Origin of the sequence: Enterobacter cloacae complex sp. IR5418 (genome assembly GCF_049238105.1) — a bacterium.
In the GTDB taxonomy this organism is placed as follows: domain Bacteria; phylum Pseudomonadota; class Gammaproteobacteria; order Enterobacterales; family Enterobacteriaceae; genus Enterobacter; species Enterobacter hormaechei.
The window spans coordinates 17,444-30,121 of sequence record NZ_JBMKHS010000015.1 but is presented as its reverse complement, the minus strand read 5'-3'; the positions used below and the strand labels follow the sequence as shown (position 1 = coordinate 30,121).

Below are 12,678 nucleotides of genomic sequence, written 5' to 3'. Positions count from 1 at the left end.
GTGAGCGAAATGGTTGATATGACTAAAACTACCACTGAGAAAAAACTCACTCCGGGTGATATTCGTGGCGTGTTCATCCGTTCTAACCTGTTTCAGGGTTCATGGAACTTCGAACGTATGCAGGCGCTCGGCTTCTGCTTCTCCATGGTACCGGCCATCAAACGCCTGTATCCGGAAAACAACGAAGCACGCCGTCAGGCAATTAAGCGTCACCTGGAATTCTTCAACACCCACCCTTATGTTGCAGCGCCTGTTCTGGGCGTGACGCTGGCGATGGAAGAGCAGCGTGCGAACGGGGCTGAGATCGACGATGGTGCTATCAACGGTATCAAAGTCGGTCTGATGGGGCCGCTGGCAGGCGTGGGCGACCCGATCTTCTGGGGTACGGTGCGTCCGGTCTTTGCGGCACTGGGCGCCGGGATCGCCATGAGCGGCAGCCTGCTCGGTCCCCTGCTGTTCTTCATTCTGTTCAACGCGGTGCGTCTGCTGACCCGTTACTACGGCGTGGCGTACGGTTACCGTAAAGGGGTGGATATCGTTAAGGATATGGGCGGCGGCTTCCTGCAAAAACTGACTGAGGGGGCGTCAATCCTCGGCCTGTTTGTAATGGGAGCCCTGGTGAACAAGTGGACGCACGTGAACATCCCGCTGGTGGTCTCGACGATCACCGGTCAGGATGGTCAGACCCGTGTCACCACCGTGCAGACCATTCTGGACCAGCTGATGCCGGGCCTGGTCCCGCTGCTGTTAACCTTCGCCTGTATGTGGCTGCTGCGTAAGAAAGTGAACCCGCTGTGGATCATCGTTGGCTTCTTCGTCATCGGTATCGCGGGCTACGCCGTCGGCCTGCTGGGTCTGTAATAAAATGCGTTACCGACCGGGGGCTTGCCCCCGGTCTTTTTATCTGGAGGATGAATGACTGTCACGGACACCGTACTGGTTTTATTTATTGTTGCCCTACTGGCTTACGCGATCTATGACGAGTTCATTATGCCTCGCCGCCATGGCGAGACGCTACTGACCCTTCCCCTTTTACGCCGTGGACGCGTTGATGCGTTTATCTTCGCGGGTCTGGTAGTCATCCTGATTTACAATAACGTGACCAGCCACGGTGCAATATTAACCACATGGTTATTATGTGCGCTGGCATTAATGGCCATTTACCTGTTCTGGATCCGCGCGCCTAAACTCATTTTTAAAAAACACGGATTTTTCTTCGCCAATGTCTGGATAGAATATAACCGTATTAAAGAGATGAATTTATCTGAAGACGGGGTACTGGTAATGCAATTAGAACAACGCCGCCTGCTCATCCGGGTTAAAAATATTGATGACCTGGAAAAGATCTACAAATTACTCCTTAAAACTCAATGAGTTAATATTATAGCATCGGCTATATATTGCATTATTTTTCAATGAGCAATATAGCCGTTGCTATATCTTCTCTGCTAATTAACTTATATTTATTAACGATGTTTTCACGCATAAATCTAAATGAAAATCGTTATCAACGAAGTGGCTAAATAAAGCCTTCTTCGTTGTTGTTTTATATTCTCAAAATATGTTAAGGTTGCGCCCGTCGTTGGGGAGTAGCCGATTTCCTGCTTACAGGAAATGTACGTGTCAACATACTCGTTGAAAAACGTGGCGCGTACGGATCGCTTTCAGCACACTTACTGTGCAGAAGTGATCAGGCGAGACCATAGATACATCAACTGCTGTTTACTGGGGGCAGTGATGTGTCATATGGATATCCCCGGTCTGGACGCTCTTATGAATATCTCCGCTACAATCCTTCTGGCTTTTGGCATGTCCATGGACGCGTTTGCCGCCTCTATCGGTAAAGGTGCTACCCTCCATAAACCTAAATTTTCCGAAGCCCTGCGTACCGGTCTCATCTTTGGCGCTATCGAAACGCTGACGCCGCTTATCGGCTGGGGTCTGGGAATGCTCGCAAGCCAGTTCGTGCTGGAGTGGAACCACTGGATTGCCTTCGTGCTGCTGGTGTTCCTCGGCGGACGCATGGTGATTGAAGGGTTTCGTGGCAATAGCGATGAAGATGACGCGCCGCTGCAACGTCACGGCTTCTGGCTTCTGGTGACAACCGCCATCGCAACCAGCCTGGACGCAATGGCCGTGGGTGTGGGTCTGGCGTTTTTGCAGGTCAATATTATCGCCACCGCGCTGGCGATTGGCTGCGCCACGCTGATCATGTCAACGCTGGGGATGATGGTGGGTCGCTTCATTGGCCCGCTGTTGGGTAAACGTGCCGAAATCCTGGGCGGTATCGTACTGATCGGGATTGGTGCCCAAATCCTTTGGGCACACTTCGCGGGTTAACCTTCGCGCTGCCAGCAATGGATGCTGAAATCCGTCTGGCAGCAAAATTCAGTCTGTGCTGCCAGCGTTTCCCACACCTCTGGTTTTGCCCTCCATGCAAAGGGCGTCATTTGCAGTAACGCCACCGCTTCGCTTCCTTGTAACGTCATGTCATACGCCACCGACTGCGCCTGCTTTAACGCAAAGCCCGCCAGTTGTTCAGAGTGAGGCGCATGCAGGTGGACTTCATCATAGATCAGCCCTTTCAGCTCCAGCAGGTGACGTGGCCCGGGCGTGACGGTGATAACCCACCCGCCGGGCTTAACGACGCGCGCCAGCTCCTCTGCCTTGCACGGCGCATAGATACGCACCACGGCGTCCATACTCGCCTCCTCAAACGGCAGGCGGTGGCTGGAGGCCACGCAGAACGTTACCGCTGAGTAGCGCTTTGCTGCCGCACGGATAGCCACCTTCGAGACGTCCAGCCCGTAAGTTTCAGCGCCCTTCTCAGCCGCCACGTCAGCAAACGTGGCAGTGTAATAGCCTTCACCGCAGCCGATATCCAGCATAGCGGATGCGCCTTCTGTCAGAGATCCACGGAGTAAGGCGACAACGGCATCCCTGAGCGGTTGATAGTGCCCGGCATCAAGAAACGCCCGGCGCGCCTGCATCATCTCTGCGCTGTCACCCGGATCCCGGGAACGCTTGTGCTGTACAGGCAGAAGATTCACATAGCCCTCTTTCGCCCGGTCAAACTGATGTCCCTGTGGACAGATAAACGTTTTCTCCGCGCGCGTCAGCGGCGCGTGGCAAAGGGGACAACTGAAAGACATGACAACTCCAGGGCGTAAACCAAAAGGCGAAGTGTACCGCTATTCGCCAGGGTTATAAACGGCTGGGTGGCGCATCACGATCAGATGGTCAGAATCTGCCGGCAGCCCGTCTGGCTTCACGTTTTCCAGGCGCAGAACGTTGCCCATAATTTCGCTGAATACGGGTGCGGAAACGGCCCCGCCGTAATAGGCGCCGTTTTGCGGATCGTTAATCACCACCACCAGCGCAAAACGGGGATCGCTGGCAGGCGCAACGCCTGCGGTATAGGCGACGTATTTATCCACATACTGCCCATGCTCATCGATTTTTTTGGCCGTCCCGGTTTTTATCGCCACGCGATAGTTACGTACCGCCGCTTTGATCCCGCCACCGCCGGGTAACGCGACGCTCTCCATCATGTGTTCCACCTCGTGAACAATTTCCTCGGGCATCACCCGCTTGCCAATCACCGGCGGATCGATACGGGTGATGGACAGAGGCCGTTCAATACCATAACTGCCGATGGTGGCATACACATGCGCCAGCTGGAGAGGGGTGACCATCAGGCCATAACCAAAGGCAAAGGTCGCCCGATCTAACTGACTCCAGAATTTTCGCTGCGGCAGTAAACCTGCGCTTTCTCCCGTTAAACCAAGCCCGGTACTCTCGCCAAAACCGAAGTGTTTATAGGTATCCAGTAACCGTTGCACGGGCATCGCCAGCGAAAGACGGGATACGCCCGTGTCGCTGGATTTTTGCAGGATCCCGGTCATCGTCAGTTCAGGGTAGTAGCCCACATCGCGGATACGATGGCCATCAATGGTGTAGGGATGCGTGTCTATCACGCTGTCAGGCTGAACCAGCCCCTGCTGTAGCGCCGTCATTAACACCAAAGGCTTAACGGTAGAGCCTGGTTCAAAGGTGTCGCTGATCGCACGATTGCGAAAATCATCCAGCGTTGCCCCTTCCCGGTTGTTGGGGTTGAAGTCGGGGAAGCTCGCCATCGCCAGAATTTCGCCCGTCTGGATATTAATCAGTACCGACGCGCCAGATTCGGCTTTGTTCCACGCCACGGCGTTATCCAGCGCGTCTTCGGTGATGGTTTGCAGGCGTTCATCGATACTAAGCTGGATATTATGTGCAGGTACGGGAGCCACCTCCGTGAGGTTTTCAACCACGTGTCCGTAGCGATCTTTCCTGACCAGCCGCACGCCTGCCTTGCCGGTAAGCTGCGTGTTGAAGCTTTTCTCGACGCCCTCAATGCCCTGACCATCAATATTCGTGAAGCCAATCAGGTTAGCCGCCACATGTCCGGCAGGATAAAAACGGCGGGACTCATCGCGGAGATTGATACCGGGAAGACGCAGCTTATCGATCCACTTTGCCTGGGAGGGATCAACCTGACGGGCAAGGTAAATAAATCGCCCGTGCGGGTTGCTGTTGATTCGTGATGCGAGCGTGCTCAGAGAAAGGTGTAAGGCATTTGCCAGAGCCTGCCAGTGCGAGTCAAAACCGACCCCTCCTTTTTCCAGCACTGTTTTAGGATCGGCCCAGACGGCCTGGACAGGGACGCTTACCGCAAGGGGACGCCCTTCACGGTCTACAATCATCCCACGCGGGGCGTCTATCGCCACTTCGCGCAGAGAACGCATATCCTCCTGCTTTACCAGATTGTCCGGTTTGATAATTTGTAGCCACGCCACGCGGCCCAGCAGAAATGCAAGGCTACAAAAGATGGCGAGACACAGCAGTGCAAAACGTGCCGGAGTAAAGTTTCCGGTGGTCGTTATTGTATTTTTTTTCACCTTAATCCCAGGGCTGTTGATCAACGCCCTGATTTAACGGGAAAAACGGCTAATCAGGCGGGAAAACAATGCTAATAACCTCGCGGCTTTGCAACAAGATAATAACAGAGGAGGATTACGTAATATTTTGAAAAATAAGCGAATAAAAAAGCCCCGCATTGGCGAGGCTTATGTCTGAGATCGAAGCGCCGGGCGCTTCAGTCAGCAGTGATTCGATCAGATAGCAGTTACGTTAACCGCAGCTGGGCCTTTCTGGCCATCCTGAATTTCGAACTCAACGTTCTGGCCTTCAGCCAGAGTTTTGAAGCCGTTACCCTGGATTGCAGAGAAGTGTACGAACACGTCTTTGCTGCCGTCAGCAGGAGTAATGAAACCAAAACCTTTAGACTCGTTGAACCACTTAACTTGACCTTTAATCTTTGCCATTTGCAAAATTCCTTAGAGTGTTTTCTTAGCCCGCAGGCTTTGACTTAGATAAAACTGAGACATTACTGCTTGAGGCACTAATATAAGGTTCGGCAGAGAAGCGGTATTCAACGACAACGTGTTTACTCAGGACTTCTTTACTGAAAATGCCACACATAAACAGAACTGTACCTCGTTTGACCCAAAACGTGTTATCACACACAACGTTTAATATGGCAAGCCATTTTTAAACGTGTCTCGATCCGCCGCACAAATTCAGGCTTTACTTCATAACAATCTGCACAGTTATGCGAATTGTCTAATGAGGCACCACCTGACCTGACTGCCCGCAGGGTGCAATGACGCGCCCTGTAATCAAAGACTTTTTAAACATAGCTCAATCATTTCAAAGCGTCCATCCCAATCCCTGATTTTCTTAAAAGTAATGACTGAGTTAGAACATTTTGTGAAAAGTTATGCTGAAAACATTGCAACGCACCAATGTGTGACAGGGAATATACGATGTTAATTCCATTTTGCTAACTGTATTAAAATCCACCATTTAATAAGCGTTATTCTGCACCAAAATAATGAAATTTTTATGACTCTGCCTCAAAAGAAGGCAAGCAAAACGTTTCGATAAAAATAAAACACTTCAGGAAAGATAAAGCACACTCTTTATTCAACGAAACCGTAATTGTTGAATAAGGATAAATATTCGCCAATTTTCAGTATGCTGAAACAATAGTTAACGGCTGCTTAATTACATGCAGAGATGTTGAGGGGCACATTTGATTAGGGAGGGGATTTACGCCGTACGTCAGGCCACCTCCCCGCTCCGGGCAGACTATCGTTCGGCTACCAGACGAATGAAGTCTTCCTCGTCTTGTTGAGCAACGGCGTCCTTCGCTACCTCTTTCGCTTCCGGCTCGTTGGCTTCACACAAACGACGCAGCAACGCATTCTGCCGTTTCTGCTGATCGAGCAATGCTTCCAGCAGCTCAACCTGCTCGTTGGTGCGGGAGCTGGCGCGGTTAACAAAGAACCACAGCACCAGCCCAACGACCAGCACCACCAAAGACATGACCAGGGATGCAATGCTCAGCAGCCCCGAATTCAGTAACTCACCCATTTCACCACCTCAGTAAAAACCGCCATTTTACCACTGCCGCCACGTAAGGACATCACTCAGCGTAAAAATGGCCTCTACCAGGGGATAAATTTATTGATTGAACAAATGCCGCTAAAGAACTGTACATCCTGATCGCACATCACATTGATAGTCTGCGTCCACAGCACCACGCATGCTATCAACACGATAATCAGAATTACCCAGCGTATTTTTTTCACTCCACACTCCGTCTTATGACCTGATGCAGCCAGGTTATCACGGTTATCTTAAACAGGGGCTAACTGTACCTTCAACAGACTCTTTTCGGAATCGTGCACTTGTTTCACTGCGTAAACCCGTTACGCTTACTCCATGACAACAAAGAAAAAAGAGGCAACGATGCGTTTACTTATTCGTACGGTAATTGTACTGGCCATTGTGTGGATCGGCCTGTTATTAAGTGGGTATGGCGTACTTATGGGGAGCAAAGAAAATGCCGCGGGTCTGGGTATCCAGTGTAAATATCTCACCGCCCAGGGGGTAAGCACGGCACAGTACATCCATTCAGACAGCGGGATCATCGGGTTAACCAACTGTCCTGTGCTGCGAAAATCATCTGTTGTGGTTGATAACGGCTAATCAGCGCTGAATTTTGCTTACAAAAACGCCGCACTGTTGCGGCGTTTTTGTTGGGTCGTCGATCAGAACGGATAGTCGTTATAGCCCATCTGCTCTGAAATTTTGCGCGCTGCGGTATGCAGAATCGCCACATATTCATGAAGACGCTCTTCGGAGAAACGCAGCGTTGGGAACGAAATGCTCAGGCCCGCAATGACAACGCCGAAGCGGTCAAATACCGGCACACCGATGCAACGTAGCCCCTCTTCCTGCTCTTCGTTATCTTCCCCATAACCCTGCTCACGCACCTGATCCAGCACGCTCAGCAGTTCATCCGTACTCGTAATCGTGCGGTCGGTGCTGCGTTTATATTCCACACCGTCAAGGATTTGCTTCACCTCTTCGCGATCGCGCCAGGCCAGCAGCACTTTACCAATTGCGGTGCTGTACAGCGGGTTACGACGACCGATGCGTGAATACATGCGCAGGTTGTACATAGAGTCAATTTTGTGGATGTAAACAATGCTGTCTTCATCCAGTGCGCCAAGGTGAATGGTCTCTTTCGTCAGCCGCGAAAGTTCGCGCATCTGAATGTCTGCGCTGCGGATCAGATCCACGTTTTGCAAGGCGCGGGCACCCAGTTCAAACAGTTTCAGGGTCAGAGAATATTTTTCTGATTCTCCTTCCTGCGCGACATAACCCAATGATTTCATCGTCTGCAAAAAGCGATAAACGGTGCTTTTCGACATCATCACACGCTGCGACAACTCTGTAATACCAATTTCACGCTCTTCTCCGAGCGCCTGCAAGATGCCAAACACCTTCAGCACGGAAGAAACAGAATCTGGCTGCTTATCCAAATCTGCGATTGCCATTTATCACCTCATGGAGAGTGTTTTATAAAAATCAGAACCGGTTTTTATTATAAATTCGTGTGATGCGTGCTGCAATCTGTCTGGCTTTACTTCGTTACAAATCTGCGACATAAAACCGAAATAACGATGCTAAAATAGTTACCCTGAAAATAATTTCACGTTGAGTCATTCTTTTCCCATGCAAAAAAACGTTTCTGATGGCCTGCCCTTACCGCAACGGTATGGGGCAATTGCCACTATTGTCATCGGTATTTCGATGGCTGTCCTTGACGGTGCGATTGCCAACGTGGCGCTTCCTACCATTGCCAAAGACCTTAATGCTTCTCCCGCAAGCTCCATCTGGATTGTTAATGCGTACCAGATAGCGATTGTGATTTCCCTTTTGTCGCTCTCATTCCTGGGCGATATGTTTGGTTATCGCCGGGTTTACCAGTGTGGGCTGGTGGTCTTTACCCTCACCTCGCTCTTCTGTGCTCTTTCCGATTCACTGCACACCCTTACGCTTGCGCGTATCGCACAGGGTTTTGGCGGCGCGGCGCTGATGAGCGTGAATACGGCCCTGATACGACTCATCTATCCTCATCGCCATCTTGGGCGCGGCATGGGCATTAACTCTTTTATTGTGGCCGTGTCGTCTGCCGCCGGGCCGACGATTGCCGCCGCCATTCTGTCCGTTGCCTCGTGGCAGTGGCTGTTTGCCATTAACGTGCCGCTGGGCGTTGTGGCGATCGTCTTCGCCCTGCGCTATTTGCCGGAAAATGGCCCGAAAAGCGCCATGCCGCGTTTTGATCTGCCCAGCGCAGTGATGAACGCGCTGACGTTCGGCCTGCTGATTACCGCGCTCAGCGGTTTTGCACAGGGGCAGTCTCTGACGCTGATCGCCGCAGAAATCGTTGCCATGCTCACCGTCGGCTTTTTCTTCGTGCGGCGTCAGCTGGCCCTGCCGGTGCCATTATTACCTGTCGATTTACTGCGTATTCCGCTGTTTTCGCTCTCCATTTGTACCTCCATTTGTTCGTTCTGCGCCCAGATGCTGGCGCTGGTTGCGCTGCCGTTCTTTTTACAGAGCGTGCTTGGTCGTTCGGAAGTGGAAACAGGCTTGCTGCTCACCCCCTGGCCTCTGGCAACCATGGTGATGGCCCCGCTGGCCGGTTACCTTATTGAGCGAGTTCATGCCGGACTGCTGGGGGCGATTGGGCTGGTCGTCATGGCGGTGGGACTGTTTGCGCTGGCGCTCCTGCCCTCCTCACCGGGAGATCTGGATATTATCTGGCGCATGATCCTCTGCGGGGCCGGTTTTGGACTGTTCCAGTCTCCCAATAACCACACGATCATCACCTCGGCCCCACGTCATCGCAGCGGTGGCGCCAGCGGGATGCTGGGTACGGCAAGATTGTTAGGGCAAAGCACCGGGGCCGCCATGGTGGCGTTGATGTTTAACCTTGCCGGGCAGAATGCGACACACGTTGCGCTGGTTACCGCAGGGACACTGGCGACCCTCGCGGCGATCATTAGCGGCATTCGGGTCACCCAGCCAAAGGCGCAGGCATAAAAAAACCGGGCGGAGAAGCTCTCCTGCCCGGTTTTTTTCAACCCGATTGCCTTACTTCAGGTATTCGCCGCTACGCAGCGCTTCAATACGTTTATCCAGCGGCGGGTGAGACATAAACAGTTCGCTCAGCGATTTTGATTTACCGTTGATGCAGAAGGCCATCATGCTGTTCGCTTCCTGCGGCTCGTAGCTGGTTTTCAGACGTTGCAGCGCGGCAATCATCTTCTCACGACCCACCAGTTTCGCGGAACCGGCATCCGCGTGGAACTCACGGTGACGGGAGAACCACATGGTAATGATGCTTGCCAGGATACCGAACACCAGCTCCAGCACCATCGAAACAGCAAAATAGATCAGCGGGTTGCCGTTGCTCTCTTCACCCTCATCGCGATTGCCTCCCATAAACCCGGCAGCAATTTGCGCCAGAATACGGGAAATAAAGATAACGAAGGTGTTCACCACACCCTGGATCAGGGTCATGGTGACCATATCGCCGTTGGCGATGTGGCTGATCTCGTGAGCAATAACCGCTTCCGCTTCGTCACGGCTCATATTTTGCAGCAGACCAGTACTGACGGCCACCAGGGACGCGTCACGACGCGCACCGGTAGCAAATGCGTTGATATCCGGCGCGTGGTAAATGGCAACCTGCGGCATGGCAATGCCCGCCTGTTTTGACTGCTGAGCAACGGTGCTCATCAGCCACTGTTCCATATCGTTACGCGGTTGCTCAATAACTTCACCGCCAACGGATTTCAGTGCCATCCACTTCGACATCAGCAGTGAAATGAAAGAGCCACCGAAACCAAACAGCAGCGCCATAATCAACAGACCCTGAACGCTGCTCGACTGAATTCCCGTCAGGCTTAGCACCAGCCCGAATACCACCATGACCGCCAGGTTGGTGAGCAGGAAGAGCGCGATTCGCATCATAATATTCTTTTAACCTCAGTTTAACAAAACGCACTATGCGATTACCCACATCGTATGGGTATTGCGGCTATTTTCAAGCATCCAGACGGCGTAAGTCACCAGAAAGACACAACTTTACACAATTGGAAATCTGTCTGACGGAAGGATGAGGAACAAAAAGAAACAGGCACAATTTCTTGTGCCTGTTGGGGGATTATTTTGCCGGAGCAGGTTGCACGGCTGGCTTCTCTTTCTCCAGCTTCGCGAGATCAAGCGCGATATGCACCGTCTCGTCCAGATACGGATCGGGCTCCTGGTAATCCTTCGGCAGATCGTCCAGTTTTTTGAGCAGAGGCTTGCCTTCACGTTTGAAGCGATCGTTGATACGCGCCAGACGTGTTGCGTCATCTTCATTGTTCTCTTTTTCACGCTGGGCGTAATTCAGAGAGACAATGTTCCGTTTCGCTTTAAGCGCGTTGAAACGTGCGATGTCCTTCATGATGTACTGGAATTCCCGATCCTTCCCGATGCGATCGTTGTGATTTTTCAGCAGTTCCGGTCCGAACTGTTTCATATCACCCGATTTCACGAATGTCGCGGCATCAATGCTATCCCACGGCAGCGCGTTATCTTCAAACTTCTCGCCCGTTTCCGTCTCTTCAGTACCTGTCGGCATCAGGATATCCGGCGTAACGCCTTTGCGCTGCGTACTGCCGCCGTTGACGCGGTAAAACTTCTGAATGGTGTACTGTACTGAACCCAGCGCCGGCCATTCAGGGCGCAGCATCTGGTCGTAAATACGGTTCAGAGAGCGGTACTGCTGCACGGTGCCCTTGCCAAACGTCGGTTCGCCGACGATTAACGCACGGCCATAATCCTGCATGGCAGCAGCGAAGATTTCCGATGCAGAGGCACTGAAGCGATCGACCAGCACCACCAGCGGACCTTTATAGTAAACCACGCCATCGGTATCGGCATCTTCACGCACTTTACCGTTGTTATCACGCACCTGTACCACCGGGCCAGACGGGATAAACAGCCCGGAAAGCGAGACGGCCTCGGTCAAAGCCCCGCCGCCGTTGCTGCGCAGGTCAATGATCACGCTGCTGACATTCTGCTTCTCAAGCTTCTGGAGCTGCACTTTCACATCGTCGGTCAGGCCAACGTAGAAGCCTGGGATATCCAGAACGCCAACCTTCTCTTTACCCACGGTTTTCACCGACATTTTCACCGCGCGATCTTCCAGACGGATACGCTCACGGGTCAGAGTAACGATACGGGTTTTGGTCCCCTTACCGGCTGGCAGGATCTCCAGGCGAACTTTGCTGCCCTTCGGCCCTTTGATCAGCGCAACAACGTCATCAAGACGCCAGCCAATCACGTCCACCATGCTCTTTCCGGTTTGACCGACACCGACAATACGGTCGCCTACGCTGATCGCTTTGCTTTTCGACGCAGGGCCACCGGCCACCATGGAGTTGATCACGGTGTAGTCATCGTCCATCTGAAGCACCGCACCAATGCCTTCCAGAGACAGGCTCATTTCGGTATTGAACTGTTCGGTGTTGCGTGGAGAGAGATAGTTGGTGTGCGGATCAATTTCATGCGCAAACGCGGTCATCGCCAGTGAGAAAACATCTTCACTGTTGGTCTGCGCCAGACGACGAATAGCGAATTTGTAGCGACGGTTTAACGTCTCACGAATCTCTTTTTCGTCTTTGCCCGTGAGCTTGAGGCTCAGTTCGTCATATTTGACTTTTCCGTCCCACAGCGCATTCAGTTCAGCCTCGTCTTTCGGCCATGGCGCTTTGCTGCGGTCCAGATTAAAGGTGTCGTTGCCGGTGAAGTCCATCGGACGTTCCAGCACCTTCAGCGCGTATTGATAACGTTCAAAACGGCGCTTTTGCGATAAATTGTACAGATCGTAGAACAGATCCAGCTTTCCGGAGCGCAGCTCATCACCCACGTCGGATTTGCGTTTAGCGAACTGTTCGACATCGCTGGCCAGCAGTACGTTATGGCTGTAATCCAGCAAGTTCAGATAACGGTCAAAGATTTTGGCCGAAAAGGCCTGATCGAGATCGAACTGACGATAGTGCGAACGAGTAAAGCGCGACGTCACGCGCTCACTCACCGTCGCGTGCTGAGTCTCTTCCTTGAGAACCGGAATTTGATCTACACGCGTAATATCGTCCACAGCGAAAGCGTGGCCTGTTATAGCAAACAGGCCAGCCAGCGCGGTGAGCTTAAAAAAAGTGTTCATGCCAG

At 52.3% G+C, this 12,678-nt stretch carries 13 protein-coding genes, 1 pseudogene and 1 riboswitch; of the genes and pseudogenes, 5 read left to right on the top strand and 9 right to left on the bottom strand.

Going from position 1 to position 12,678, the window contains the following annotated elements:
* Positions 1-9 precede the first annotated feature (9 nt).
* The 3 genes from ACOTX7_RS13275 to mntP all read left to right on the top strand — a co-directional run bounded on the left by ACOTX7_RS13275 (position 10) and on the right by mntP (position 2,340).
* Entirely contained in the window at positions 10-861 is an 852-nt protein-coding gene (locus ACOTX7_RS13275) for a PTS mannose transporter subunit IID (protein WP_006810994.1), read from the top strand.
* Between the two features lie 54 nt (positions 862-915).
* Entirely contained in the window at positions 916-1,374 is a 459-nt protein-coding gene (locus ACOTX7_RS13270; protein WP_006810995.1) for a DUF986 family protein, read from the top strand.
* Between the two features lie 198 nt (positions 1,375-1,572).
* Positions 1,573-1,772, top strand: a riboswitch (yybP-ykoY riboswitch).
* Position 1,773: 1 nt separating this feature from the next.
* A complete protein-coding gene (gene mntP, locus ACOTX7_RS13265) occupies positions 1,774-2,340 on the top strand; it encodes a manganese efflux pump MntP (RefSeq protein ID WP_032622454.1) in 567 nt (188 codons plus the stop codon).
* Here the strand turns inward: mntP and rlmA are convergent.
* The 6 genes and pseudogenes from rlmA to mgrB all read right to left on the bottom strand — a co-directional run bounded on the left by rlmA (position 2,337) and on the right by mgrB (position 6,692).
* Positions 2,337-3,152 (bottom strand): 23S rRNA (guanine(745)-N(1))-methyltransferase, encoded by an 816-nt coding sequence (gene rlmA, locus ACOTX7_RS13260; protein ID WP_006810997.1) that lies wholly within the window; start codon positions 3,150-3,152, stop codon positions 2,337-2,339. The two genes, mntP and rlmA, sit on opposite strands and share 4 nt — an antisense overlap.
* Before the next feature lie 39 nt (positions 3,153-3,191).
* Complete coding sequence (gene ftsI / locus ACOTX7_RS13255) at positions 3,192-4,937, bottom strand: peptidoglycan glycosyltransferase FtsI (protein ID WP_221256131.1); 1,746 nt, start codon at positions 4,935-4,937, stop codon at positions 3,192-3,194.
* Between the two features lie 216 nt (positions 4,938-5,153).
* On the bottom strand, positions 5,154-5,363 hold the full coding sequence (gene cspE / locus ACOTX7_RS13250; RefSeq protein ID WP_001062678.1) for a transcription antiterminator/RNA stability regulator CspE: 210 nt from the start codon (positions 5,361-5,363) through the stop codon (positions 5,154-5,156).
* A 12-nt stretch (positions 5,364-5,375) separates the two neighbouring features.
* A pseudogene (locus ACOTX7_RS13245) lies at positions 5,376-5,520 on the bottom strand (DUF2627 domain-containing protein).
* Positions 5,521-6,189: 669 nt separating this feature from the next.
* Positions 6,190-6,474 (bottom strand): YebO family protein, encoded by a 285-nt coding sequence (locus tag ACOTX7_RS13240; protein ID WP_006811000.1) that lies wholly within the window; start codon positions 6,472-6,474, stop codon positions 6,190-6,192.
* A gap of 74 nt (positions 6,475-6,548) precedes the next feature.
* Positions 6,549-6,692: a PhoP/PhoQ regulator MgrB gene (mgrB, locus tag ACOTX7_RS13235; RefSeq protein ID WP_003859906.1), complete on the bottom strand. Its 144-nt coding sequence runs from the start codon at positions 6,690-6,692 to the stop codon at positions 6,549-6,551.
* A gap of 160 nt (positions 6,693-6,852) precedes the next feature.
* Here mgrB and ACOTX7_RS13230 point away from each other — a divergent pair, with 160 nt between their 5' ends.
* Complete coding sequence (locus tag ACOTX7_RS13230; protein WP_148385365.1) at positions 6,853-7,092, top strand: YobH family protein; 240 nt, start codon at positions 6,853-6,855, stop codon at positions 7,090-7,092.
* 62 nt (positions 7,093-7,154) lie between these two features.
* On the opposite strand, the gene kdgR is transcribed toward ACOTX7_RS13230, so the two are convergent.
* The gene (gene kdgR / locus ACOTX7_RS13225; RefSeq protein ID WP_006811002.1) at positions 7,155-7,946 is read right to left on the bottom strand and encodes a DNA-binding transcriptional regulator KdgR; all 792 of its coding nucleotides are present in this window, start codon (positions 7,944-7,946) and stop codon (positions 7,155-7,157) included.
* Positions 7,947-8,124: 178 nt separating this feature from the next.
* Here kdgR and ACOTX7_RS13220 point away from each other — a divergent pair, with 178 nt between their 5' ends.
* On the top strand, positions 8,125-9,498 hold the full coding sequence (locus tag ACOTX7_RS13220; protein ID WP_221256132.1) for an MFS transporter: 1,374 nt from the start codon (positions 8,125-8,127) through the stop codon (positions 9,496-9,498).
* 51 nt (positions 9,499-9,549) lie between these two features.
* Here the strand turns inward: ACOTX7_RS13220 and htpX are convergent, their stop codons facing one another.
* Positions 9,550-10,431: a protease HtpX gene (gene htpX / locus ACOTX7_RS13215; RefSeq protein ID WP_003859899.1), complete on the bottom strand. Its 882-nt coding sequence runs from the start codon at positions 10,429-10,431 to the stop codon at positions 9,550-9,552.
* Positions 10,432-10,624: 193 nt separating this feature from the next.
* Positions 10,625-12,673, bottom strand: a complete 2,049-nt coding sequence (prc, locus tag ACOTX7_RS13210; RefSeq protein WP_221256133.1) for a carboxy terminal-processing peptidase — start codon at positions 12,671-12,673, stop codon at positions 10,625-10,627.
* Positions 12,674-12,678: the final 5 nt, after the last annotated feature.